The sequence below is a fragment of the Nonomuraea sp. NPDC049486 genome (assembly GCF_040676925.1).
Taxonomy (GTDB): domain Bacteria; phylum Actinomycetota; class Actinomycetes; order Streptosporangiales; family Streptosporangiaceae; genus Nonomuraea; species Nonomuraea ferruginea.
Genome location: NZ_JBFAPV010000020.1, coordinates 99,670 through 124,923, shown reverse-complemented (window position 1 = coordinate 124,923; position 25,254 = coordinate 99,670). Strand labels below are relative to the sequence as shown.

At 72.4% G+C, this 25,254-nt stretch carries 21 protein-coding genes; 14 read left to right on the top strand and 7 right to left on the bottom strand.

Annotation, left to right across the window (positions count from 1 at the left end):
- Window positions 1-75: 75 nt before the first annotated feature.
- Window positions 76-3,576: a S8 family serine peptidase gene (locus tag AB0K05_RS39605; RefSeq protein WP_364236325.1), complete on the bottom strand. Its 3,501-nt coding sequence runs from the start codon at window positions 3,574-3,576 to the stop codon at window positions 76-78.
- Between the two features lie 127 nt (window positions 3,577-3,703).
- A complete protein-coding gene (locus AB0K05_RS39600; protein WP_271276559.1) occupies window positions 3,704-5,143 on the bottom strand; it encodes a glycosyltransferase family 39 protein in 1,440 nt (479 codons plus the stop codon).
- A gap of 232 nt (window positions 5,144-5,375) precedes the next feature.
- Here AB0K05_RS39600 and AB0K05_RS39595 point away from each other — a divergent pair, with 232 nt between their 5' ends.
- The 3 genes from AB0K05_RS39595 (at window position 5,376) to thyX (ending at window position 9,492) form a co-directional block, all read left to right on the top strand.
- A complete protein-coding gene (locus AB0K05_RS39595) occupies window positions 5,376-7,502 on the top strand; it encodes an anthranilate synthase component I (RefSeq protein ID WP_148031983.1) in 2,127 nt (708 codons plus the stop codon).
- A gap of 50 nt (window positions 7,503-7,552) precedes the next feature.
- The gene (locus AB0K05_RS39590; RefSeq protein WP_148031982.1) at window positions 7,553-8,698 is read left to right on the top strand and encodes an amidohydrolase family protein; all 1,146 of its coding nucleotides are present in this window, start codon (window positions 7,553-7,555) and stop codon (window positions 8,696-8,698) included.
- 65 nt (window positions 8,699-8,763) lie between these two features.
- Window positions 8,764-9,492 (top strand): FAD-dependent thymidylate synthase, encoded by a 729-nt coding sequence (gene thyX, locus AB0K05_RS39585; protein WP_148031981.1) that lies wholly within the window; start codon window positions 8,764-8,766, stop codon window positions 9,490-9,492.
- Window positions 9,493-9,501: 9 nt separating this feature from the next.
- Here thyX and AB0K05_RS39580 read toward each other — a convergent pair whose 3' ends face one another.
- Both AB0K05_RS39580 and AB0K05_RS39575 read right to left on the bottom strand, forming a co-directional pair.
- Window positions 9,502-9,810, bottom strand: a complete 309-nt coding sequence (locus AB0K05_RS39580; RefSeq protein WP_148031980.1) for a MoaD/ThiS family protein — start codon at window positions 9,808-9,810, stop codon at window positions 9,502-9,504.
- A gap of 3 nt (window positions 9,811-9,813) precedes the next feature.
- Entirely contained in the window at window positions 9,814-10,893 is a 1,080-nt protein-coding gene (locus AB0K05_RS39575) for a sialidase family protein (RefSeq protein ID WP_148031979.1), read from the bottom strand.
- A 135-nt stretch (window positions 10,894-11,028) separates the two neighbouring features.
- Here AB0K05_RS39575 and AB0K05_RS39570 point away from each other — a divergent pair, with 135 nt between their 5' ends.
- Window positions 11,029-11,820, top strand: coding sequence for a helix-turn-helix transcriptional regulator (locus AB0K05_RS39570; RefSeq protein WP_187281192.1), 792 nt, complete (start codon window positions 11,029-11,031; stop codon window positions 11,818-11,820).
- Here AB0K05_RS39570 and AB0K05_RS39565 read toward each other — a convergent pair whose 3' ends face one another.
- Window positions 11,821-12,939: an FAD-binding oxidoreductase gene (locus tag AB0K05_RS39565; RefSeq protein WP_148031977.1), complete on the bottom strand. Its 1,119-nt coding sequence runs from the start codon at window positions 12,937-12,939 to the stop codon at window positions 11,821-11,823.
- Window positions 12,940-13,425: 486 nt separating this feature from the next.
- Between AB0K05_RS39565 and AB0K05_RS39560 the strand changes: the two genes are divergently transcribed.
- From AB0K05_RS39560 to AB0K05_RS39550, 3 genes are read left to right on the top strand one after another with little or no spacing between them, the layout of a single operon-like run.
- Window positions 13,426-14,127, top strand: coding sequence for a gamma-glutamyl-gamma-aminobutyrate hydrolase family protein (locus tag AB0K05_RS39560; protein WP_271276561.1), 702 nt, complete (start codon window positions 13,426-13,428; stop codon window positions 14,125-14,127).
- Window positions 14,128-14,136: 9 nt separating this feature from the next.
- Complete coding sequence (locus AB0K05_RS39555) at window positions 14,137-15,051, top strand: alpha/beta hydrolase (RefSeq protein WP_271276562.1); 915 nt, start codon at window positions 14,137-14,139, stop codon at window positions 15,049-15,051.
- On the top strand, window positions 15,048-15,827 hold the full coding sequence (locus AB0K05_RS39550) for an enoyl-CoA hydratase/isomerase family protein (RefSeq protein ID WP_219544402.1): 780 nt from the start codon (window positions 15,048-15,050) through the stop codon (window positions 15,825-15,827). The genes AB0K05_RS39555 and AB0K05_RS39550 overlap by 4 nt, the downstream gene beginning before the upstream one ends.
- Before the next feature lie 142 nt (window positions 15,828-15,969).
- On the opposite strand, the gene AB0K05_RS39545 is transcribed toward AB0K05_RS39550, so the two are convergent.
- Complete coding sequence (locus AB0K05_RS39545) at window positions 15,970-17,151, bottom strand: acyl-CoA dehydrogenase family protein (protein WP_219544403.1); 1,182 nt, start codon at window positions 17,149-17,151, stop codon at window positions 15,970-15,972.
- A complete protein-coding gene (locus AB0K05_RS39540) occupies window positions 17,151-17,768 on the bottom strand; it encodes a methyltransferase domain-containing protein (RefSeq protein WP_148031972.1) in 618 nt (205 codons plus the stop codon). Before AB0K05_RS39540 ends, AB0K05_RS39545 begins: the two co-directional genes overlap by 1 nt.
- A gap of 129 nt (window positions 17,769-17,897) precedes the next feature.
- On the opposite strand from AB0K05_RS39540, the gene AB0K05_RS39535 reads away from it, so the two are divergent.
- The 7 genes from AB0K05_RS39535 (at window position 17,898) to AB0K05_RS39505 (ending at window position 25,253) form a co-directional block, all read left to right on the top strand.
- The gene (locus AB0K05_RS39535) at window positions 17,898-19,499 is read left to right on the top strand and encodes a histidine kinase (protein WP_364236317.1); all 1,602 of its coding nucleotides are present in this window, start codon (window positions 17,898-17,900) and stop codon (window positions 19,497-19,499) included.
- A complete protein-coding gene (locus AB0K05_RS39530) occupies window positions 19,496-20,194 on the top strand; it encodes a response regulator transcription factor (protein WP_364236315.1) in 699 nt (232 codons plus the stop codon). Before AB0K05_RS39535 ends, AB0K05_RS39530 begins: the two co-directional genes overlap by 4 nt.
- Before the next feature lie 56 nt (window positions 20,195-20,250).
- On the top strand, window positions 20,251-20,676 hold the full coding sequence (locus AB0K05_RS39525; RefSeq protein ID WP_148031970.1) for a hypothetical protein: 426 nt from the start codon (window positions 20,251-20,253) through the stop codon (window positions 20,674-20,676).
- Between the two features lie 10 nt (window positions 20,677-20,686).
- Entirely contained in the window at window positions 20,687-21,280 is a 594-nt protein-coding gene (locus tag AB0K05_RS39520) for a phosphoribosylanthranilate isomerase (protein WP_364236313.1), read from the top strand.
- A gap of 61 nt (window positions 21,281-21,341) precedes the next feature.
- The gene (locus AB0K05_RS39515; RefSeq protein ID WP_364236311.1) at window positions 21,342-22,103 is read left to right on the top strand and encodes a GNAT family N-acetyltransferase; all 762 of its coding nucleotides are present in this window, start codon (window positions 21,342-21,344) and stop codon (window positions 22,101-22,103) included.
- A gap of 63 nt (window positions 22,104-22,166) precedes the next feature.
- Entirely contained in the window at window positions 22,167-22,748 is a 582-nt protein-coding gene (locus tag AB0K05_RS39510) for a CDP-alcohol phosphatidyltransferase family protein (protein ID WP_261808589.1), read from the top strand.
- A gap of 3 nt (window positions 22,749-22,751) precedes the next feature.
- Complete coding sequence (locus AB0K05_RS39505; RefSeq protein WP_219544407.1) at window positions 22,752-25,253, top strand: mannose-1-phosphate guanyltransferase; 2,502 nt, start codon at window positions 22,752-22,754, stop codon at window positions 25,251-25,253.
- Window position 25,254 lies beyond the last annotated feature (1 nt).

The following is a 25,254-nucleotide window of genomic DNA, read 5'->3' as shown; positions in this document are numbered from 1 at the left end:
CCCGGAGCCCGGCCGATCCGGCCGGACGGACCGGCGTGCGCGGGGGCGGCGGCGGGCGTCGCCCCCGCGCGGCCGTTACGGCGCGGTCTTGTCCGGCCGCTCCGAGACGCGGATCGCGTTGACGATCGTCGCCCCGTCCCGGGCCGCGAACCTGACGTTGAGCTGGCCGTCGGTGACCCGCACCGTGTACTGCCTGCTCACCGCCGTGTACGTGCCCGCCTCCAGGGCCAGGTCCAGGGCCGGGATGGCGAGCTGGCCCTCGACCAGCACGTCGAACACCCGCCGCCCCATGGCCATGTTGCGGATCTCGGCGAAGTCCAGCTCGACCGTGTAGACGCCGTTGGGCACGGCGTCGAAGCGGTACTCCAGCATCCGCTCGCGGGCGGTCCTGAACAGCGCCTGGTCCTCGGTGCCCTTGATCGTCTTGTTCGTGCTGTGGGTTGCGGAGGAGGTGGCGACGTACCCGTGCGAGCCCGCGCTGTAGCGCCGGTCCGGCGTCCAGGCGTCACCGGCGGCGTCCGTGGACCCCCGGGTGGCGCCCACGTCCACCGCCACCTGGTGCCTCGGCACCACGACGGTCACCGTGATCTCGATCACCGGCTGCCGCCCGCTGGCCGACCTGATCAGGAGCTTCCCGGCCCGGGTCGAGCCCGGCTGCACGCCGTCGCTCGACACCGTCACCCTGAGCGTCGCCTTCTGGCCCGTGGCCAGGGTGCCCGAGGCCGGGGTGACGCCGAGCCAGCCGCCCGCCGGATCCGTGGTGATCGTGTACGGGGTCGGCGAGCCGAGGTTCGTCAGCTCCATCGTGCGCGTCCTGCTCTGGCCCTGCGGCATCACCACGGTCAGCTCGGCGGCCGAGGCGGCCACCCGCCCGGTCACCAGCGCCGTGTCGATCCGCTGCACCGTGGCCGGGGCCACCGTCACGGCCCGGGTGAACGTGCCGTAGTGCTCCTTGGACACCTCCACGTCGTAGTCGCCGGCCAGCACCTGGCCGTAGAAGGAGCCGTCGGCGCCGGTGGTGAACGTCGCCACGTCCCCGATCCGCACCGTCGCGCCGGGCAGCGGGTCGCCGTCGTTGGCGTCGGACACCACGCCGGTCACCAGGCCGTGCCTGCTCGCCGTGATGGTCACGCTCTGGCCGGCGGCCAGGGCGGGCTCCTCGTACAGGTAGAGCAGCGCGTCGTTGCCGGCGGCGTTCTCCACGCCGACGGTGCCGAACGCGCCCCGCTCCCGATCGGTCTCCATGTCCTTGTAGCGGAAGCCGATCGAGCCGTCCTCGCCCAGCAGGGCCGCGAACGACACGCGCAGGTTCTGGTCGGCGTAGAACTTCACGTCGCGCCACTCCACCACGAACCGCCTGTGCGGAGCCGTCCCGACCACGCCCGTGTACACGCCGCTCTCCGCGTCCACGATGAAGTCGTCCCAGAGCGGGTAGACGGCGTTGTTCGGGGTGCCCGTGCTCGGCAGGCGGCTGTTGCTCGGCGTGGTCAGCCGGGCCTCGGCGAAGGTGAGGAACCCGTTGGTGACGACCCAGGCCCGGCTCTGGCCGGTGCCGTAGAACGGGACGGGGAACGGCAGCGTCACCTGGACCGCCTCGTCGTCGCCGGTCAGCGCCAGCTTCTCGGTGCCCGCGACGTACGGCTCGGCGCCCGCGCGGCAGGTGTAGCCGAAGTTGTCACCGCGCAGCGGCAGCTCGACGTCCCTGGTCACGTCGCCGTCGACCGTCACGGACACGGTGGCGCCCGCGGAGCAGCGCGACACCGGGGTGACGACCAGTTCGTACTCGCCGCGCGGCAGTGTCAGCTCGTACCGGCCGGAGGCGTCGGTCACCGCGCTGAGCGGCGTGCCCGAGGCCGTCACCCGGGCGTCCGGCTCCGGCGCGCCCGCGGTCGTGACCGTGCCGGACACCGTGCCCGCCGCGACCGCGGTCATGGTCAGGTCCACGGTGGTGGTCTGGTCGCCGGTGACGGTCGCGGTCGCGGTGCCGCTCTCGTAACCGAACTTCGCGGCCGTCACCTGGTACTCGCCGGGCAGCAGGCGGACGAACGAGAACGCGCCGTCGTCGCCCGTCACCAGCGTGCGGTCGGTCGGGCCGTCGATCGTGACCGTCACGCCGGCCACCGGCTGCCCGCCCGCGGTGACCGCGCCGGTCAGCCCGCCGAGGCTGTCCTGAGGCGTGGCCCGCACCGCGGCGTAGGCGTCGAGCCGGCCCTCGCCCCACACGTTGTTGTCGGCGGCCGTGCCGCCGCAGCTGGTGTCGGCGACGTCCACGGCCGTGCTGTCGAGCAGCGGCCGGGTGGCGGCGATGTCGCCGTGCAGCCCCGGCGAGGCCGACCACATGAGCGCGACCGTGGCCGCCACGTGCGGCGAGGCCATCGAGGTGCCGGTGCCGGCCGCGTAGCCGCCGGGCACGGAGGAGCGCACGCTCACGGCCGGGGCGGCGATGTTCGGCTTGATCTCGCCGTTCTCGCCCGCGCCCTTGCTGGAGTTCACGTACAGCGCGTTGTTCACGTCGAACCCGCCGGCGCTGTAGCTGATCTCGTACTGGCCGGGCGAGCCGCTGCTCTGGCAGGACGGGCCCTCGTTGCCGTTGGAGAACGCCGGGAAGATGCCCGCCGCGACCCACGCCTCGACCGTCTCCTTGTACCAGGGGTCGAAGCCGTCGCCGCCCCAGGAGTTGTTGACGATGTCGGGGGCCAGGTCGGGGCGCGGGTTCTCGCCGTTCGCGTCGGTCGGCGCCAGCACCCACTGGCCGGAGGCCAGCAGCGAGGCGTCGGTGCAGGTGTTGACCTCACAGCCCTTGGCCGCGATCCAGCGCGCGCCCGGGGCCATGCCGATGCCGTTCGCGCCGACCATGGTGCCCATCGTGTGGGTGCCGTGGCCGTTGTTGTCGCACGGCACCGCCGTCGGGCAGACCCCCGCGGGGTCGAACCAGTTGTAGTCGTGGGTGACCGTGCCGTCCGGGTTCCTGCCCCGGTACGCGTCCCGCAGGTCGGGGTGGTCGAACTGGACGCCGGTGTCGATGTTGGCCACCACGATGCCCTCGCCGCGGTTGCCCAGCTCCTCCCACACGCGCGGGGCGTTGACCCGGTCGATGTTCCACTCGACCGCGTTCACCCGCGCCTCGGCCTTGGCCGGCTCCGGCTTGGGCAGCGTCAGCGTGCGGACCGGCTCGATCCGCTCCACCTCGGGCAGCCCGGCGATCTCCGCCGCCAGCTTCGACCCGGCCGTCACCTTGACGGCGTTGACGATCCAGAACGGGGTGTACTCGGCGCGGTGCTGGTCCAGCAGCTTGCGCAGACCGGCCTGCGAGGCGGCGGCCTTCTCGGTCTTGGCCTCGTAGACCCGCTCGGCCTTGTCCTGCTTGCCGGTGGCCCGGCGGGCGCCGCTCAGGTCGGCGTCGTCCTTCATCCGCACCCAGAAGGTGGCCTTGTCTTCGCTGTCCAGCTGAGCCTGGACCGACTTGTTGATTTTGTCCGGAGGGGGCGCCGCTTGGGCCACTCCGTTCGGGACGATCATGGCTAATGCGGCGACGGCTCCTGTCAGGAGCGCGCGCCAGCGGGGGGTGTTGGGCACCGGCTCTCCTTCACACCAGCGGGAAAGAGCTGATCTTTACGGCTCTGTGGAGAAGAGTGAAGAGACCTTGTCGGGATTGCAAGAGAAAATCCTGACAATGCGCGGTATGTCACAAAATGTGATGTGGTCAGTCGAACTGCTGCCACCGATGCCAGGTCGCCGTCCACGGCTGCCGCAGCCCCTGACACAGGAACACCGGCATGTCCTGCTCCTCGTTGTCCAGCCCCAGCCCGTTGTCGACCCTGGCACGCACCTCACAGGAGGAGTACTGCAGGTCGCGCCGCATCCTGCCGACGTTCACGATGATCGCCGGGTCCCCGTCGTCCGGCGGCGGCCCGTACTCCCAGAGCTGGTTGTGGCCGGAGTAGACCCGCGTCAGGCCGCCCTGCACGAGCGAGCCGTGCTCCCCGTAGTTGCCCGTGACCACGACGGCGCGCCGGCGCTCGTCCGGCGGCAGCGAGTCGAGGACCCCGGTGACGGCCGCGTTGAACGCCGGCCAGCCGATCGACTCGCGCGCCACCTCGTTGATCAGGGGCACCGGCGTGCTCGCCAGCATGGTCAGCGGCACCAGCGGCAGTGTGATCACCGCGTTGCCGAGCCCGTTGACCGCCAGCGACAGGCCCGCCGACTTGATCTTCTCCCGCCCCGCCGACTCCGCCGTCACGCAGCCCGCGGCGAACAGCAGCAGGACCAGCCCCGCCGTGTAGTCGAACCGGCCGCCGCTGATCACCGTCACCACCGCGGCCGCCGGATAGGCGACGGCCAGCGCCCGCACCCGCCGGTCACGCCACAGCCGCACGAACCCGAAGCCGGCGATCACCGCCACCACCGGCCCGAACAGCAGCAGCTGCATCGGCGTGAACAGCAGCCGCATCGTGTCGCCGTCGCCCTCGCTCAGCCCCGCCGCCATCTTCAGCTGCGGCCAGTCGTGGGTGAGCTGGTAGACGAAGTTCGGCAGCGCCAGCACGGCCGCGACCAGCGCCCCCGCCCACAGCCACTTGCTCGCCAGCAGCCGCCGCGGCCCCGCGGCCAGCAGCCCGGCCGCGAGCCCCAGCACCAGCATCACGATCAGAAGCTTGTTGTACGTGGCGGCGCCGATCACCGCGCCGGCCGCGAGCCACCAGCGTTCGTCGCGCAGCAGCGCCTTCAGCATGAACAGGATGGCCGCCGCCCAGATCGGCAGGTCGAAGCTCGCGGTGAGCAGTGTGTGCCCGGCGATCAGCGTGTAGGCGCCCGTCGCGGTGCCGGCCGCGGTCAGGGTCTGCGCCGCGCCGCCCCCGCCCAGCTCGCGGGCGATCAGCGCCGTCAGCACCACCAGCAGCGCCGCCGCCAGCGCGGGCAGCACCCGCAGCGCGGTCGGCGAGTCGCCGAACAGCGCCATGGACAGCCTGGCGGCCATCGGCGTGAACGGCGGCTGGTCCACGTACCCCCAGTCCGGGTAGTCCGCGAGTGCCCGGAAGTACAGTTCGTCACGGTGGTAGCCGTAGCGGGGGCTCAGTGCCAGCAGCAGCGTCACGAGGACCGCGGAGACGGCGGTGACCGGCCGCCACGCGAGGGGGCTGTCCATGACGATCCAACCTATGCGCCGTAGATCCTTCGTGCCACCTGCGCGTCGCGTTGCGCGATCTTGACAGCCCGGAGTAGCCTTGCCTCATGCGAACTCACGCCGAGCTTCAGTGGTGGCGCCGCTCCTAGGCGGCGCGAAGATTTCGCATACCCTCTGGCAGGCCGCCCCGGTTCGGCGGCCTTTGTCGTGTTCGCCCCGGGGCTCGTTGATCGAAGTGCGCGAAGGGGCAGCAGTGGAGACGAGCGGATATACCACCGCCAAGGGCATCGACGTCGAGCTCGAGGTGCGCGAGGTGTCCGAGGACGCGCTCGAAGAGATCGTGACGGCTCTGGGAGAGCGGCGCGGCGGCGCGTTCTCCTCGGGCATGGACTACCCCGGCCGTTACAGCCGATGGGCCTTCGGCTACGTCGACCCCTGCGTGGAGCTGGTCGCCAAGGGCCGCACCATCTCGGCCAGGGCGCTCAACGAGCGCGGCCGGGTCGTGCTGCCCGCCGTCGCCTCCTGCCTGCTCGCCGCGGGCAAGCCGGTCGGCGAGCCCACCGCCGACTTCGTGCAGGTGCACGTCCCGGAGTCGGAGGACCTGCTGCCGGAGGAGATGCGCAGCCGCCGGCCCACCGTCTTCACCGCCATCCGCGAGGTCATCGCGACCTTCAAGGGCGCCGACCCGCACCTCGGGCTCTACGGCGCGTTCGGCTACGACCTCGCCTTCCAGTTCGAGCCGATCAAGCACCGGCTCGACCGCCCCGCCGACCAGCGCGACCTCGTCCTCCACCTGCCCGACCGGCTCGTGGTCATCGACCGCCAGCGCGAGACCTGCTTCGAGCGCCGCTACGAGTTCACCGTCGACGGCCGGAGCACCCGCGGCCTGGAGCGCACCGGCGAGGCCCGCCCGCAGGTCGCCCCCGCCGAGGTGCCGCCCAACCCGCCCAGGGGCCAGTACTCAGAGGTCGTGGCCGCGGCCAAGGAGCGGTTCAAGCGCGGCGACCTGTTCGAGGTGGTGCCCGGCCAGGTCTTCCACGCCACCTGCGCCGACCCGTCCGGCTTCTACCGCGGGCTGCGCAAGAGCAACCCCGCGCCGTACGAGTTCATCATCAGCCTCGGCGAGGGCGAGCACCTCGTCGGCGCCTCGCCCGAGATGTACGTGCGCGTCAGCGGCGACCGGGTCGAGACCTGCCCGATCTCCGGCACCATCGCCCGCGGCGCCGACCCGGTCGGCGACGCCGAGGCCATCCGCACCCTCCTGACCAGCGTCAAGGAGGAGTCGGAGCTGACCATGTGCACCGACGTCGACCGCAACGACAAGTCGCGCATCTGCGTCCCCGGCACCGTCAAGGTCATCGGCCGCCGCCAGATCGAGCTCTACTCGCGGCTCATCCACACCGTGGACCACATCGAGGGCCGGCTGCGCCCCGAGTTCGACGCGCTGGACGCCTTCCTCACCCACATGTGGGCCGTCACCGTCACCGGCGCGCCCAAGACCTGGGCCATGCAGTTCATCGAGGACCACGAGGCCACCACCCGCCGCTGGTACGGCGGCGCCATCGGGTTCATCGGCTTCGACGGCTCCATGAACACCGGCCTCACCCTGCGCACCGCCCAGATCAAGGACGGCCTGGCCACCGTGCGGGCCGGCGCCACCCTGCTGTTCGACTCCGACCCCGAGGCCGAGGAGCGCGAGACCGAGCTGAAGGCCAGCGCCCTGCTCGGCGCGCTCGCCGCGGTCGGCGCGCCCGACACCGTGGCCGAGACCCCGGCCAGGGAGCAGCCGGGGCTGGGCATGAAGGTGCTGCTCGTCGACTACGAGGACTCCTTCGTCAACACGCTCGCCGACTACTTCCGCCAGGAGGGCGCCGACGTGGTGACGCTGCGCCACGGCTTCCCGACGGAGATGCTCGACGAGATCGGCCCCGACCTGGTGGTGCTCTCGCCCGGCCCCGGCTGGCCCGCCGACTTCGGCACGGCCGCGCTCATCGACCAGATCTACGCACGAGACCTGCCGGTGTTCGGCGTCTGCCTCGGCCTGCAGGCGATGGTCGAGCACGCCGGCGGCACGCTCGAACTGCTCGACTACCCCGAGCACGGCAAGCGCGGGCAGGTCTCCCGGCTCGGCGCCGGCGTGCTGCTCGACGGGCTGCCCGAGGAGTTCACCGCCGCCCGCTACCACTCGCTGCACGCCAAGCGGCCCGGCGTCGTCGGCTTCACCCCGACCGCGGTCACCCCCGACGGCAACGTCATGGCGATCGAGGACCCCGACCGGCGCCGCTTCGGCGTGCAGTTCCACCCGGAGTCGATCCTCACCGCCGAGGACGGCGCCGGGGCCAAGGTGATCAGGAACGTGCTGCGCCTGTGCCGCCGGTGAGTGGGTAAAACGTCCGCGGGCGCGTGCGGGGACCGCCTAGAGTCTCCCGCATGCTCCCCGTAGACCTGCCCGACACGGTGCGTGACGCCCTGCTCGCCCCGCTCGTCGACCACGCCTGCCACGGGGTGCGCCGCGACGAGCTGACCCGCGGGCGGTTCGAGCTGCTGCTCAACGAGGGCGGCAGCCCGGCCCCGCCCGGCACCACCCATTTCGACACCCCGCTCGGCGCGGCCGTGCGGCGCTGGTGCGCGCCCGTGCTCGGCCTGGAGCCGCACGCGCCGCCGCCCATCTACCTGTCCCGCCGCGCCGAGCTGGGCGCGGCCGAGGTCAACCGGCTCCTGCTGCGGGCGTCCGGCGTGTCGGCCTTCCTCGTCGACACCGGCCCCGAGGGCGCCGACCTGCTGACGGCGGCCGAGATGGGGTCCGGCGGCGAGGCCGCCGCCGGCGAGGTCGTCAGGATCGAGCAGATCGAGCAGGACGTCGCCGAGATGGCGGGCGTCGCCGTCGACTACCTCGACAGCCTCGGCGACGAGCTGTCCGCCCGCGCCGCCCGCGCGGTCGCTCTGAAGACCGTGGTGGCCGGTCTGTGCGGCCTCGGCCTCGACCCCGCGAGGCCCAGCCGGGGCGCGGTGCTCGCCGCCGCCAACCGGCGGCTCGCCGACCCCAAGCAGCCGCTCGCCGAGCCCGCGCTGGCCCGCCACCTGCTCTGGTCGGCCGCCGACGTGGCCAGGGAGCGCGGGCTGCCGCTGCAGATCCACGCCGGCCTCGGCGCCTGCGACGCCGGGCCGCACCTCGCCGACCCGGCCCTGCTCACCGGCTTCATCCGGGCGCTGCAGCCGGCCGGGGTGCCGGTCGTCCTGCTCACCTGCTATCCGTACCAGCGCCAGGCCGCCTATCTGGCGCACGCCTTCCCGCACGTGTACGTGGACGTCGGGCTCGCCCTGGCCCACACCGGCGCCGGGTCGCCCCGGGTGCTGGCCGAGCTGCTGGAGCTGGCCCCGTTCCACAAGCAGCTGTACGGGTCCGGCTGCCGCGAGCTGGCCGAGACGTGTCACCTGGGGGCGGTCTACTTCCGGCGCGCGCTCGGCGCGGCGCTGAAGGCCCGGCTGGACGCGGGGGAGTGGAGCGCCGCCGACGCCGCCAGGATCGCCCACATGATCGGCGCGGGGAACGCCCGCCGCGTCTACCGCCTGTGAGCCCGGCCCTCGCCTGTGGTTTGCTTGGATGCCGTCATCACCACTGAACCGACCGGGGGGTTCCCATGGGCAGCGCCGAACCTGAGATCACGTTCCGCGGCGACATGGACGTGGAGCTCGTCAAGTCCGCCGCGTCGGACGCCGACGTGCTCTGGGCGGCGCGGGTCTCCACGAAGGGGGAGAGCTCGCTCGCCGAGCTCGAAGCCGACCCCGAGCGGTCCAAGGGCCTCATCAACTTCCTCATGCGCGACAGGCACGGCACGCCGTTCGAGCACTCGTCCATGACCTTCTACGTCAGCGCGCCGATCTTCGTCTTCCGCGAGTTCATGCGGCACCGCACCTTCTCCTACAACGAGGAGTCGGGCCGATACCGTCAGCTCGTGCCGGTCTTCTACGTGCCCGGCCCCGACCGCAAGCTGGTGCAGGAAGGCAAGCCCGGCAAGTACGTGTTCCGCGAGGGCACCCCCGAGCAGCACAAGGTGGTGACCGAGGCGACGACGGAGAGCTACCGGCAGGCCTACCGCGCCTACCTGGAGATGCTGGAGGCCGGGGTCGCCCGCGAGGTAGCCCGGACCGTCCTGCCGGTCGGCCTCTACTCCTCGATGTACGCCACCTGCAACGCCCGCGCCCTGATGAACTTCCTCTCGCTCCGGGTGCGGCGCGACGACTCCGCCTTCCCGTCGTTCCCGCAGCGGGAGATCGAGATGGTGGCCGAGAAGATGGAGTCGCTGTGGGCCGGGCTGATGCCGCTGACGCACGCGGCGTTCGAGGCCAACGGCCGCGTCTGCCCCTGATCGAGCGGGTCAGGCCAGGGCGGGCATGACGTACACCTCCGCGCCCGGCGGCAGCGTGCAGTCGAGGCTGCCGAGGCCGCGGGCGTTCTCGCCGCACACGACCATGTTGATGTGGCGGCGGATCCGCCCGTACTCGTCCCTGATCCGCTCCTCCAGCAGCGGGTGGGTGCGGCGCAGCACGTCGAGCGCCGCGCCCAGGGTGGGCGGCGAGTCGCGGTCGGGCCCGACCGCGAACACCTTCACTTCCGTACGGCCGCTCACCCACCTGCGCAGGGCGGCGGGGAGCACGAACACGACCAGCATCACGGGACGGGCCATGGCTCAGAGCACCGCCGCCCGCACGGTCAGCACGTCAGGCAGGTGGGAGGCCACCAGCGACCAGCTCGCGCCGTCGTCGGCCGACCAGTAGACCTCGCCGCCGCGGGTGCCGAAGAACAGGCCCGCCTCCGTGGCGGCCATCGCGTCGCGCAGCACGCTCGCGTGCACCGGCCCCTCGGGCAGGCCGCGCTCCAGCGGCTCCCACGACCCGCCGGCGTCGGTGCTGCGGTAGACGCGGTAGCGGTGGCCGACCGGGGTGCGGTCCATGTCGGCGTGCAGCGGCAGCACGTACAGCGTGCCGGGGCGCGACGGGTGCGTGACGACGGGGAAGCCGAAGTCGGAGGGGAGCGCCGAACCGATGTCGTGCCAGGAGCCGCCGAAGTCGTCGCTGCGGTAGACGCCGAAGTGGTGCTGCAGGAACAGCCGGTCCGGCCGGCCCGCTTCCATCGCCACCTTGTGCACGCACTGGCCGAACTCCGGATACTGCTGACCTTCGGGCAGGAACGGGGCGCGGATGCCCTGGTTGGCCGCCTCCCACGACAGGCCGCCGTCGGTGGTGCGGTAGAAGCCGCCGGTGGAGATCGCCACGCCGAGCACGCGCGGGTCGGACGGGTGCGGGATGATCGTGTGCAGGCACAGCCCGCCGCCGCCCGGCTGCCAGCGCGGCCGGTGCGGGTGCTCCCACAGGCCTTCCACCAGGCTGAAGGTGACGCCGCCGTCTTCCGACCTGAACAGCGCGCCCGGCTCCACGCCGGCCCACACCACGCCGGGCTCCGACGGGGAGGGCGTGAGCTGCCAGACGCGGGTGAGCGTGGTCCCGGTCTTCTCGGGGAAGGCGATCGGCGGGCTCTCGGCCTCCCGCCAGGTCCCGCCGAGGTCGTCGGAGTACATGACCGAGGGGCCGAAGTGCCCGTACTCGATGCCGGCCAGCAGGCGGGGAGCCGCGCCCCCGGTGTCGATCGCCACGGAGTGGATCCCGACGGTGGAGAACGCGATCGGCTCGACGCGGAACGCGCCTGCGGCGGTGGAGCGGGCGAGGAACAGGCCCTTGCGGGTGCCGATCGCGAGCACTGCGTCTGTCATGGCATCGCTCCCATGGTCGCTATGCCGCCATCGTGCCACGCGGGTGACCGGCTCGCCGAGTACTGGGAGATTTGCCGCACGATTACCTGCCAGGTAATCGTGGCACTTCCCCCTTTGTCGCTAACGTATCGGGACATGGGAGCTGTAGCTGTACAAGAAGAGGCTTTTGGTGATCTGTTGCGATCGTGGCGGCAGCGGCGCCGGGTCAGCCAGCTCGACCTGGCGATCGAGGCGGACGTCTCCGCCCGGCACATCAGCTTCCTGGAGACCGGGCGCGCCCGGCCCAGCAGGGAGATGGTGATGAAGCTGGCGGAGGAGCTGGAGGTGCCGCTGCGGCACCGCAACAGGCTGCTGATCGCGGCCGGGTTCGCGCCGGTGTTCGCCGAGCGCGCGGTGCGCGCGCCCGAGATGCACGTCGTACGGCAGGCGCTCGACACGATCCTGGCCGGGCACGAGCCGTACCCGGCGCTGGTCGTGGACGCCGCCTGGAACCTGGTGGCGGCCAACCCGGCGGCCGGGATGTTCATGGCGGGGGTCCCGGCCGAGCTGCTGGAGGAACCGGTCAACGTGATGCGGCTGTCGCTGCACCCGGAGGCGATGGGCGGGCGGCTGCTGAACCTGGCCGAGGTCCGCGCCCACCTGCTGCACCGGCTGCGCAGGCAGGCCGAGATGTCCGGCGACGGGCGGCTGGCCGAGCTGCACGACGAGCTGGCCGCCTACCGGTATCCGGGGGTGGACCTGAACGTGGCGCACGTGCCCGGCCCCGGCGACATCCTCCTGCCGCTGCGGATCAGGCACGGCGACCGCGTGCTGTCCATGTTCACCACGATCGCGACCTTCGGCACGCCCGTGGAGGTGACGGTCTCCGAGCTGGCCATCGAGACGTTCTGGCCGGCCGACGACGAGACCGCGGCGGCGTTCCGCTGATCACCGCTCGCCGTGCACCACGTCCCGGTGGATGCGCGCCGGTGGCACCCCGTCGGCCTGCAGGTTGCGTACGGTCTCGGTGACCATGGAGGGCGGCCCGCACACGTACACCTCGTGCTCGGCCCAGGAGTGGAAGCGGCGGGTCACGTCCGGCAGGCGGCCGCGCATCCCCTCGTAGCCCGGCTCGTCCGACACCACGGGCAGCACCCGCAGCCACGGGAACGAGGACTCCAGCCGGATCAGGTCCTGAAGGTCGTACAGCTCGGCCGAGGTGCGCGCGCCGAACAGCAGGTGCATGGAAGGGCGGCAGCCGGAGGCGATCACCTGCTCGATGATCGCCTTCAGCGGTGCCAGCCCGGTGCCGCCGGCCACGAACAGCAGGTCCCGCGCGCCGCGCTCGGGCGGCGTCATGGTGCCCATCGGCGGCCCGAGCATGACCGTGTCGCCGATGCGCGTGTCGCGGACGAGCGTGGTGGACACCCAGCCGCCGGGCACCGCGCGCACGTGCAGCCGGAGCGCGTTGTCCGGGCGCGGCGCGTTCGCGATCGAGTACGTCCGCCACACTCTCGGCCAGCGTGAGGTCTGCACGTTGACGTACTGGCCCGGCGTGAACGGCAGCCGCTGGGTGGGGCGCAGGGTGAGGATCGCGATGTCGTCGTGAGGGCGTTCGTGGTCCAGCACCTCCGCCAGCCACCAGGCGGGGGAGACCCCGGCGTCGGCCTCGGCCGCCTCGATCATCAGATTGGCCGCGGCCGTGTACGCCGACACCCACGCGGCCTCGATCTCGGCGTTCCAGATGTCGGCGGCGAAGCGCCGGACGGTGGCGACCAGGGCGCTGCCGATGGCGGTGTAGTGCTCGGCGACCACTCCGTACTTGCGATGGTCCCTCCCCAGCTGGCCCAGGAACGAGCGCATGCTCTCCGGGCTGTCGACGCTCCACACGATGCGGGCCAGCGCGCTGAAGAGCCGGTCGCGCTGCACGTCCATGGCCGGCGGGAACATCCCGCGAAGGTGCGGGCTCTCCGCGAACAGCCTGCCGTAGAAGTAGGCGGCCGCCTTGTCGGCCACCGGCTCGATGATGGAGAAGCTCTCCTTGACCAGGCGCGGATTCAATGACATATACCCAACCCGTCCTATTGGCCGGAAAGTTATTCCGGTCGTGTCGTCCCACCTCCCTGGCGGCTCCGGGTGACGAGCGTCCGGTATGCCCCGGCACATCCGATCGCTCGAAATCCAGTGTTACACCGCCTCTGTAACCTCACAACCGATTCACCCAATGAGGTGCACATCTGAACTTTCAGTAACGGTCACATTATTTTCCCCATCTTGCCGGGGCTGTATTTCGAGTATTGAACGCGAATAGGAATTGTATTTGCCTTTCATAATGAAATTTCGGGATTTGGGCGGATTGCCGGGCGGTCTGCCCGTCCCGCCGCCCTGCTCCCGCTCACCCGCCCGCCCCGCCGCGGGACCGGACGGCGGGCTCCAGACGGGCAGCCCCCAGGAGACTTGTGGGACAAGCGACATAACCGAAATGGTGTGCGCCATGATGGGCATGTGCCTGCGCCCCAGGCCACCCCTGCACAACGCTCCCCTGGAGATCGCATGTCCCGACCGCTGATAGGCGTCACCGCCTACTTCGAAGCCGCCCGCTGGGATGACTACGTACGGGAGGCCGTGCTCTCCCCGCCCTCGTACGCCAGAGCGATCGAAAGGGCCGGCGGCGCGCCGGTCGTGCTGCCGCCGATCAACTCCCACGCCATCGCCGCCTACGTCAGCGGGCTGCGCGGCGTCGTGCTGACCGGCGGCACCGAGGTGGGCGCGGCCGCCTACGGCGACGAGCAGGACCCGCGCGCCCCCGAGCCGCAGCCGCACCGCGACCGGTTCGAGCTGGCCCTGGCCAGGGCCGCCGTGCAGGCCGACATCCCCGTCCTGGGCATCGCCCGCGGCATGCACGTGCTCAACGTGGCCCAGGGCGGCAGCCTCATCCCGTGGCTGCCCGAGATGCTGGAGAGCGAGCGGCACAACGAGCCGGGCGCCCCGCACCGCATCCAGGTGAGCGTGTCGAGCAAGCTCGGCAAGGCCGTCGGCGACCACGTGAAGGCCGTCGCCCCGCACACCCAGTCGGTGCGCCGGCTCGGCACCGGGCTGCTGGCCGTGGCCTGGGCGGACGACCAGATCGTGGAGGGCATCGAGCTGCAGGGCCACCGGTTCGGCGTGGGCGTGCAGTGGCACCCGGAGCGCGAGACCGGCGACGGCGGGAAGGGCAACGGCCTGTTCGATGCGCTCGTGGAGGCGGCCCGCTAGGCTTCGATCATGTCGCTGCATCCCCAGGCACGCGCGTACATCGCCGCCTACCCGTCTGACCTGGGCGTCGACCCGGCCACGCTCGATCTGGAGCGGATCCGGGAGATGCGCGCCGTCGACGGCCTCGCGGCCCAGCGCGGGCCGCTCACGCAGCTGCCCTCGGTCCGCGACGAGACGGCCGAGGGCGTGCCCATCCGCATCTACCGCGCCGACCGCGGTGACGAGCCGCTGCCCGTCGTCGTCTACTTCCACGGCGGCGGGTTCGTCTTCGGCAGCGTCAAGCGCAACGACGCACTCGGCCGCGACCTGGCCATTCGCACCGGCGCCGTGGTCGTCTCGGTCGACTACCGGCTCGCGCCCGAGCACCCGTTCCCGGCCGCCGCCGACGACGCCTGGACCGTCGTGCGCGACGTCTTCGCCCGGCCCGCCTTCTACCAGTGCGACGGCAAGGTGGCGGTGATCGGCGACAGCGCCGGCGGCAACCTCGCCGCGGTGGCGGCCTGGCAGGCCCGCGACGCCGGGCTCCGCCTGGCCCACCAGGTGCTGGTCTACCCGATGCTCGACGCGCTGATGGACACCCTCAGCTACCGCGAGTTCGCCGAGGGCTACGGCCTGGACGCCGCCGAGTCGGCCTGGTTCCTGCGCCAGTACGCCGCCGGGGCCGACCCCGGCGACCCGCGCCTGTCGCCGCTGCGGCTGGCCTCATGCGCCGGGCTGCCCCCGGCCACCGTGGTGACCGCCGAGTGCGACGTGCTGCGCGACGAGGGCGAACGCTACGCCGCCCGGCTCGCCGAGGAGGGCGTGCCGGTCGAGCTGCGCCGCTTCGACGGCGCGGTCCACAGCTTCTTCGCCCTGCCGCGGCTGTTCGACCAGGCGGCCGAGGCCCGCGAGTACATCGCCGCCCGGCTCAAGGAGTCGCTGTGACCTACGAGCGGCTCAAGACCGACACCCCCGCCGACGGCGTGCTGCGGATCACCATCAGCGAGCCGCGCAGGCTCAACGCCGTCGACCGCACCGGCCACCGCGAGCTGGCCGAGATCTGGCGCGACGCCGACCGCGACGACTCCGTCAGGGCCGTGGTCATCCGGGGCGAGGGCGAGGCGTTCTCCGCCGGCGGCGACCTGTCCATGATCGAGGAGATGACCCGCGACCACGACACCCGGCTGCGCGTCTTCGCCGAGGCCCGCGACATCGTCTACAACGTGCTCAACTGCGCCAAGCCCGTAGTCTCGGCCATCCAGGGGCCGGCCGTGGGCGCCGGGCTGGCCGTCGCCCTGCTCGCCGACATCTCGGTCGCGGGCCGCACCGCCCGCATCATCGACGGCCACACCCGGCTCGGCGTCGCCGCGGGCGACCACGCCGCCATCATCTGGCCGCTGCTGTGCGGCATGGCCAAGGCCAAGTACCACCTGCTGCTGTGCGAGCCCGTCACCGGCGAGCAGGCCGAGAAGATGGGCCTGGTCAGCCTCTGCGTCGACGACGACGCCGTGCACGACACCGCCATGGAGATCGCGGTCAAGCTCGCCGCGGGCTCGCAGGAGGCCATCAGGCTCACCAAGTACGCGCTCAACAACTGGCTGCGGATGGCCGGGCCCGCGTTCGACGCCTCGCTCGCCATGGAGTTCCTCGGTTTCACCGGCCCCGACGCCGCCGAAGGGCTCCGCGCGCTGCGCGAGAAGCGTCCGCCCCGCTTCACCTGAGGGGGGTTTCGGCGCCGTGGCCGGGGTAGTCGCCAAGGCATGGAACGCATGGCAGACCGCACGGCGAGCCTGTCGGCCGGGGCCGAGAACGCCGCCTCGGGGGACGAAGCAGCGGCCCGCCGCGGTCAGCGCCGGGTGGCGGTCAGAAACCGCGCGGGAGGCCGAGCACCTGCGTCGCGAGGTAGTTGAGCAGAAGCTCCTCGGTCACGGGTGCCACCCTCCCGATCCGGGCGTCGGCGAGCAGCCGGGCCACCGGATACTCCAGCGAGTACGCCATGCCGCCGTGCGTCTGGAAAGCGGCGTCGGCGGCCTCCCAGGCGGCCTGGGAGGCGGTCAGCTTGGCGATGTTGGCCTCGGTGCCGCACGGCAGACGCCGGTCGAACGACCACGCCGCCTTGTAGATCATCAGCCGGGCCAGCTCGATCTTCGCCTTCACCTGGGCGAGCGGGAACGCCACCGCCTGGTTGGCGCCGATCGGCCGGCCGAACACCTCGCGCTCCTTGGCGTACTGCACGGCCACCCGCAGCGCCACCTCGGCGCCGCCCAGCGCGGAGGCCGCCAGCAGGACGCGCTCGGGGTTGAGTATGTCCCACAGCACCGCCGCGCCCTGGTCGACCTCGCCGACCACGTTCGCGGCCGGCACCCGCAGGTCGTCGATGAACACCATGTTGGACGGTGTCGTGTTGGCGCCCATCTTGGGGATCGGCTGGAACGACAGCCGCCCGGCGGCGACCGCCTCCGGCACGTTCACCAGGAACACCGTCAGCCCGTGGGACCGCGGCCTGGCCTCGGCCGCCGGCACCGTCCGGGTGACCAGCAGCATCCAGGCGGCCCGCTGCACGCCGGTGATCCAGATCTTCTGGCCGTTGATCACGAACTCGTCGCCTTCGCGGCGGGCCGACGTGGTGATCGCCAGCGAGTTGGAGCCCGCGTCGGGCTCGGTCAGCGCGAAGCACGTCTCCAGCTCGCCGGTGGCCAGCCGCGGCAGCAGCTCCTCCCGCTGCCGGTCGGTGCCGTGGCGGGTCAGGGTCAGCGCCCCGAAACCGGGCGTGAGCACGTACGTGAAGGCCGATCCGCCCGCCGCGCCGGACGCCGAGATCGTCTCGGTCGCCACGGCCAGCTCCAGCAGGCCCTGCCCGCCGCCGCCGAAGCGCTCGGGCACCGCCAGGCCCAGCCAGCCGCCCTTGCCGAGCTCTTCCCACACCTCCTGCGGCCAGCGCTTCTCGCTCTCGCACCGCTGCCAGTAGTCGAGGTCGTAGCGGGCGCAGATGTCGGCGATGCCACGCTGAACCGCGAGCGCGCTCTCCGGGAGAGTGAAATCCATCAGTCCATGGTAGAAGAAAGCTCTGTTCGCGGGCGAGGCCTGCGCGCGTGGAAGACGAACGCCGGAGGGGCGTTGCGCCACACCGTCCGCCCGGCCACCACCTCCTCGAACCGCTCGGCCAGCAGCGTCCGGAAGCGCCGCGCCCGGCTCAGCGGGATCGCGTGCACGTACGAGAAGGTGGTGAACGCGCCCGCGTGGCTCATCACCGACGTCACCGCGCCCATCAGCGTCAGCTGCAGCCCTTTCGGGAACGCCGCCCACGGCAGCCCGCTGACCACCACGTCCGCCTGTCCAAGATTGCGCTCGGCCAGCAGCGCGGACAGCTTGGCGGCGTCGCCGTTCACCACGTCCACGGCGGGGAAGCGCTCGGCCAGCAGCGCGGCCATCGTCTCGTTGAGCTCCACCGCCAGATGATGGCCGCGACCGCCCAGCCTGCGCTGGATCTCGGCGGTGAACGGGCCCGTGCCCGGCCCCAGCTCCACCACGGTCGGCTCGCCGCGCTCGGGCACCGGCGCGCACACCGCCGCGGCCAGCCGCTGCGAACTGGGCACCAGCGCCCCTATCGTGGCGGGCGAACGCAGGAACTGGCGCAGAAGCAGCGTGGTGTCGTTGGACATGACTCAAAGGTAAGGGTCCGGATCCCATGCGCGTCTCCGCCTGGGGGACGAAGAATCGGCCACTTGGAGGAGGAGGCATCCTCCGCCGGGAGGACTGTCCGGAAGGCCCCGCTCGATACCTTGGGTGCCATGAGCTGGCGTTGGCGCGGTGTGCCGTTCGACCTGCTCCTCGCCGCCGCGGGCGTCAGCCTGGACCTGCTGATGTCCGGTCAGGCGCGGCTCGGGGAGCTCGCACCGCAGTACACGATCGTCCCCCTGGCGCTGCTGGTCGGTGTCCCCCTCGGGCTGGTGCGGCGCCGGCCGCTCGTGGCCGCGCTGTGGCTCGCGGGCGCCCTCGTCCTCACCGACCAGATGGGGGCCTACAGCTCGAACACCGCCCAGATGCTGCTGCTGGTCGCCGTCGGGCTCACCGCCTACCGGGAGCGCTGGCGCTCCATCGCGGTGGCCATGGCCGCGGCGGGCGTCGCCACCGCCGTCAACCTGGTCGACCCCGGCGCCGCCTTCTCGCTCAGGACCGGGCTCTACTGCGCGGGCGTCGCGATCTTCCCGGCCGTGGTCGGCGGCTACCTGCGCGGCCCGGTGGGCGAGCTGGAGCACCGCGACGTCACCCCCGACGTGCTGCTCGCCGCCGGCGGCCTGGCCTACACCATGCTGAGCACCTGGACGAGCTGGCACTCGGGGCCCCAGCCGGCCTGGATGACGGGCGTGCTCGCGGTCGCCGCCGGGCTGGCTCTCGGCGTGGCCAGGCGCATGCCGGGGCTCGTCTTCCTGTTCCACTGCATCCTGGTCGTCCTCGCCGACACCTACCTCCCCCAGGTGGTCAACACCAGTCTGGTGCTGCTCCTCATCGCCCTCGGCGTGTTCGCCATGCGGGTCGCCTCCTGGGGGTGGACGGCCGCCGCCTACCTGGCGACCTGCCTGCTGGCCGGGGTCGCCGTCGTCGGCCCGGACACCGAGACCACGTTCTTCCGCGCCGCCGTCGTGTGCGCGCTCGTCCTCACCCCGGTCGCGATCGGCCGCTACCTCGGGGTCAAGCAGGCCGCCGCCGCGGCCGAGCGGCTGCGGGTGCGCGAGTCCACCCGGCTCACCGTCGCCCAGATGCGCGCCGACCAGCTCGCCGAGCGCGAGCGCATCGCCCGCGACGTGCACGACATCGTCGCCCACCACGTCGGCGCGATGGTGCTGCGGGCCGGCGCCGCCCGCTACACCGCCCCCGACGGCCCGGTCGCCGACGCGCTCACCGACATCCGCGAGACCGGCCACCAGGTGCTGGAGGACCTGCGCGGCCTGATCGACCTCTTACGCGACCCCGACCGGCAGCCCGGCCTGCTCGCCGACCCCAACGACGTGATCCGCGAGTCCGCCGAGCGGATGACGGCCGCCGGCCTCGCGGTGGATCTCGAACTCGACCGGGGCACCGACCACGCCCCGCTCGTCGCCCGCGCCTCCGCCGCGCGCATCGTCCAGGAAGGGCTCACGAACGTGCTCAAACACGCCGGACCCGGCACCGAGGTCCGCGTCCGGGTCAGCGCCGACCGCCACGGCGTCGGCGTCGAGATCCACAACGGCCGCCCGCCCACCACGATCGAGCGCCTGCCCTCCTCCGGGCGCGGGCTGGCGGGCATGCGGGAGCGGGTCCGCGCCCTCGGCGGCACCCTCAGCGCCGGCCCCGACGAGGACGGCGGCTGGCTGCTCGCCGCCAGCCTGCCCGCGGCCAGGAGCGTCTCGTGATCCGTGTCCTGGTCGCCGACGACCAGGTGCTCGTCCGGGCGGGCGTGCGGATGCTGCTGGAGGCCGACGGCGACATGGAGGTGGTCGCCGAGGCCGACGACGGCGCCGAGGCCGTCCGGCTGGCCGAGCGCCACCTGCCCGACGTCATCCTCATGGACCTGCGCATGCCCAGGGTCGACGGCCTGGAGGCGATCAAGCGGGTGCTCGCCGCCCGCCCGGCCAGCCGCATCGTGGTGCTCACCACCTTCGCCGAGGACGCCAACGTGCACGCCGCGCTCCGCGCCGGCGCCGTCGGCTTCCTGGTCAAGGACGACGAGCCGGCGCGCATGGTCGACGCCGTCCGCCGCGCCCACGCCGGCGAGCAGCTCCTCGCCCCGTCGGTGCTGCGCCGCGTCGTCGAACGCTTCCTGGCCGCCGAGGAGCAGTCCGCCGGGGCCGCCCCGCGCGGGCTCACCGAGCGCGAGATCGAGGTGCTCGCCCTGGTCGGCACCGGCCTGTCCAACGCCGAGATCGCCGAGGAGCTGTACGTCGGCGTCACCACGGTCAAGACCCACGTCGCCTCCGCGATGGAGAAGCTCGGCCTGCGCAACCGCATCCAGGCCGCCGTGGTCGCGCACCGCAGCGGCCTCGTCGACGCGTCCTTCCGCCCCGTACGTCCGCCGCGCGGCGGAGGGCAGGATAGCCCGGCAGGCTGACGACCGCCGGCGGGCCCGGCGCGCATCCTTGGTCCTCGATCGAAAGGACTGCGGACATGTCAGAAACGGATCTCTTCCAGCGCCCGCCCGCCTCGGCCCCCGTCAAGCCGGTCAACGCCGGCCTGCTGTACGCGCTGCGGCTGACGATCATCGCCCAGGCGGCGGGCCTCGTCGTGGCCGGCTCGCTCGCCGGCCAGTCGGTCGCCACCGACGGGGCGATGGCCGAGCCCCACGTGATGGCCGGGATGCTCGTCCACCTCGTCGGGCTCCTGCAGATCGTCTTCGCCGTGCTCGTGTGGCGGCCGGGCCGCGGCGCCGGCTGGCCCGCCCTGGCCAGCCTCGCGCTGTTCGTCGCGGGGATGGGCCAGCACTTCACCTGGGAGATGCTCGGCGCCCACCTGCCCAACGGGATCGTCATGTCCGGGCTCGCCACCGCGCTGCTCATCTGGTCGTGGTCGCCGGGAGCGTCCCGCCGCCGCTAATCTCGTTCCTGTGTACGTGAAGATCTGCGGCCTGACCGATCCCGGCCACGTGGCCGCGGCCGTCGAGGCCGGCGCCGACGCCATCGGCTTCGTGCTGACCAGCAGCTCGCGCCGGATCACGCCCGAGCGGGCCGCCGAGCTGGGGGCCCTGGTGCCGCCGGAGGTGCTGACCGTGGGCGTCTTCCGCGGCGAGGACCCCGCCACGGTCCGGGCCGCGGCGCTCGCCGCCGGGGTGCGGGCCGTCCAGCTCCACGGCCACCACCCGCACGGCGACTTCACCGCGCTCAAGGACCTCGGCCGCACCCTGATCAGGGCCGTCGACGCGCGGGCCGACCTGCGGTGCGGCGCCTTCGACGAGAGCATGCTCATCGTCGACGCGCCCCGGGCGGGCTCCGGCGAGCCGTGGGACTGGTCGGCCGTCCGCGGCCGCCCTTCGGGGCAGTGGCTGCTCGCGGGCGGCCTGGCGCCGTCCAACGTCGCCGAGGCGATCGCCGCCGCCCGCCCTTGGGGGGTCGACGTCTCCAGCGGCGTCGAGACCGCTCCCGGCGTCAAGGACCCGGCGCTGATCGCCGCCTTCGTCGACGCCGCCCGCGCCGCCTCCTGACGCGCCCTCTCAGGGCGAGGTGACGCGCTCTCGGAGCGCCATGGGGAACGGAGTCGACGGGATGTCCGGGGAACGCTTACAGAGCGGGGAGCGGGCGCGGGAGTTCCTGCGCGGGTTCGCGCGGCGGCGGGCGCCGCGGGTGGTGCCGGTGCCCGGTGGCTTCGGGGTGCTCGACGATCGCTACGCGGCCTCGTACGACGACAACAAGCTCGTCGTGTGGCACGGAGAGGACCCGCGGGCCGTGCTCGCGGCGGCGGAGGAGGTGCTGGGGGCGCGCGGCCACCGGATGGTGTGCGTGCACGACGACCGGCTCGGCCGGGAGTTCGCGCCCGCGTTCGCGGCGGCGGGCTACCGGCACGAGGAGAACGTGCTCATGGCCTACCGCGGCGACCCGCCCCGCGTCCCGCACGCCGAGGAGCTCTCCCTGGCGGTGCTGCTGCCCGTGCTGCGCGAGACCTGGCGCGAGACGCTGCCGGACGCCGGCGACGAGGTGATCGAGCAGCTCGCCCGGCGGGCCGAGACCAGACTGCGCGGCGCCGGCCGGGTCGGGTTCCGCGGCGTGCGGAGCTCCGGCGGCGAGATCGCCGCCCGCGCCGACCTGTACGTCCACGACGGCGTGGCGCAGATCGAGGACCTGGTGACCGCCGTCCCGCACCGGGGCAGGGGGCACGCCCGCGCGCTGATGCTCTCACTCCTGGCGGAGGCCACCGCGGCGGCCGGGCTGGTGTTCCTGGTGGCCGACGCGGGCGACTGGCCCAGGGAGTTCTACGCCCGCCTCGGATTCGCGGAGATCGGCCGCACGCACGACTTCGTCCGCGCCTGACGGCGGGAGCTTGGCCGGATGCGGCCCCGCTGGGCCGGAAGTTCGCGCAGTAGGGTCTGGGGCGTGAGTGAAACTTCCGCCGAGGACCGAATCTGGACGGTTCCCAACCTGCTGAGCTTCCTGCGTCTCCTTGGCGTGCCCGTGTTCCTGTGGCTGGCTCTGGGGCCGCGGGCCGACGGGTGGGCACTCGGGGTGCTCGCGGTGGCCGGGTTCACCGACTGGCTCGACGGGAAGATCGCTCGCGCGTTCAACCAGACCAGCAGGCTCGGGCGGCTGATCGACCCGGCCGCGGACAAGTTGTACGTGTTCGCGACCATCGTGGCGCTGCTGGTGCGGGAGATCATCCCGTGGTGGCTGGTGGCCGTGATCCTGGCCAGGGAAATCTTCGTCGCCTGTTCCTTCCCTGTACTCCGCAAGCATGGATATCGGGCACTTCAGGTGCATTTCCTGGGCAAGGCCGCCATGTTTAACCTCATGTATGCCTTCCCTCTCCTCTTCCTTGCCTCCCACACGGGGTGGTATGCCGAAGTGGCCCGCATCGTCGGGTGGGCGTTCGCGCTGTGGGGAACGGGCCTCTACTGGTGGGCAGGCGTGTTGTACGTGCTACAGGTGCGCCGGCTCGTGACCGCGACCACGAAGGAGTGAGCGGTGAAGGCGGTTGTCATGGCGGGCGGCGAAGGCACCCGGTTGCGGCCGATGACGGCCAACCAGCCCAAACCCCTGCTCCCTGTGGTCAACCGTCCGATCATGGAACATGTGCTGCGCCTGCTCAAACGGCACGGCATCACCGAGACCGTGGTCACGGTGCAGTTCCTGGCCGCGCTGGTGCGCAACTACTTCGGCGACGGCGACGAGCTCGGCATGCGCCTGCAGTACGCGACCGAGGACGTGCCCCTGGGCACCGCGGGGAGCGTGAAGAACGCCGCCGCCCGGCTGCGTGACGACCGTTTCCTGGTCATCTCCGGCGACGCGCTCACCGACATCGACCTGACCGACATGATCCGCTTCCACCGCGACACGGGGGCGCTCGTCACCATCGGGCTCAAGCGGGTGCCGAACCCGCTCGAGTTCGGCATCGTCATCGTCGACGAGGCCGGGCGGGTGCAGCGCTTCCTGGAGAAGCCCACCTGGGGCCAGGTCTTCTCCGACACCGTCAACACCGGCATCTACGTCATGGAGCCCGAGGTGCTGGGCGACGTCCCCACCGGCGAGCCCGCCGACTGGTCGGCCGACGTCTTCCCCAGGCTGCTGGAGCGCGGCGCCCCCATCTACGGCTACGTGGCCGACGGCTACTGGGAGGACGTCGGCAGCCACGACAGCTACCGCAAGGCCCAGGCCGACGCCCTGTCCGGCAAGGTCAGGCTCGACATCGGCGGCTTCGAGGTGTCGCCCGGCGTCTGGGTGGCCGGCTCCGCCTCGGTCGAGCCGGACGCCGTGCTCAAGGGGCCGCTGTTCGTCGGCGAGTACGCCAAGGTCGAGGCCGGCGCCGAGCTGCGCGAGTACACGGTGCTCGGCAACAACGCGGTGGTGCGCGAGGGCGCCTTCCTGCACCGCGCGATCGTGCACGACAACGTCTACCTCGGCCCCGGCACCCACCTGCGCGGCTGCGTGATCGGCAAGGCCACCGACGTGATGAGCGGCGCCCGCATCGAGGAGAACGCGATCATCGGCGACGAGTGCGTCATCGAGGCCGAGGCGTACGTCTCCAGCGGGGTCAAGATCTACCCGTTCAAGACCATCGAGGCCGGCGCGGTCGTCAACACCAGCGTCATCTGGGAGTCGCGCGGCCAGCGCGGCCTGTTCGGCCCGCGCGGGGTCAGCGGGCTGGTCAACGTCGAGATCACGCCCGAGCTCTGCGTCCGGCTGGCCAGCGCGTACGCCACCACGCTGAAGAAGGGCGAGTACGTCGTCACCTCGCGTGACTCCTCGCTGGCCGCCAGGGCGCTCAAGCGGGCCGTGATCGGCGCGCTCAACGCCAGCGCGATCAACGTCCACGACCTCGAGGCGGCGCCGCTGCCGGTGGCGCGCTTCCACACCGCCAGGGGCACCGCCGCCGGCGGCATCACGCTGCGCACCACCGCCGGCGACCCGCAGAGCGTCGACATCGTCATCATGGACGACCGCGGCGCCGACCTGCCCCCCGGCGCCCAGCGCAAGCTTGAGCGGGTCTTCTCCCGGCAGGAGTTCCGCCGCGCCTTCCCCGGCGAGATCGCCGAGCTGACCTTTCCGGCCAGGGCGGTCGAGGACTACTCGCACGAGCTGCTGGGCCGGGTCGACATGACCGGCGTGCGCGGGATGAAGGTGGTGGCAGACTGCGCGGGCGGCACCTCCTCGCTGGTGCTGCCGCGGTTGCTGGGCCGGGCCGGGATCGAGGTGCTCACCGTCAACGCGGTGCTGGACGACCTGTCGCCCACCGAGACGATCGCCGAGCGCCGGCGCGACCTGCAGCGGCTGTCGGAGCTCGTGAGCTCCTCACGCGCGGCCTTCGGCGTCAGGTTCGACCCGGTGGGGGAGCGCATCGCGCTGGTGGACGAGCAGGGCCAGCTCATCAGCGAGGAGCGGGCACTGCTGGTGGTCCTCGACCTGGTGGCCGCCGAGCGCAGGGGCGGGCAGGTGGCGCTGCCCGTCACCACCACCCGGGTCGCCGAGCAGGTGTGCCGCTTCCACGGCGTGCAGGTGCGGTGGACCTCGACCGCCGTCGACGCGCTCACCTCGGCCGCCGGCGACCCCGGCATGATCTTCGCCGGCGACGGGCGGGGCGGCTTCGTGGTGCCCGAGTTCAGCCCGGCCATCGACGGGCTGGCCGCGTTCATGAGGCTGCTCGGGCTGGTGGCCCGCACCCGGCTCTCGCTCAGCCAGATCGACGCCAGGATCCCCGAGGCCAAGCTGCTCAAGCGGACGATCCCGACGCAGTGGGCGGCGAAGGGGGCGGTGATGCGCTCGGTCATCGAGGCGGCCGAGTCGAGCGGCGACGGTCACCGGATCGACACCACCGACGGGGTGCGGGTGGTCGGCGACGACGGCAGCTGGGTGCTCATCCTGCCCGCCGCCACCGAACCGGCGACCGACCTGTGGGCGGAGGCGTCGGACGTCGACACCGCGCAGATCCTGCTCGAACGCTGGGCCCAGGTGGTCGAGCAGGCGACATGAT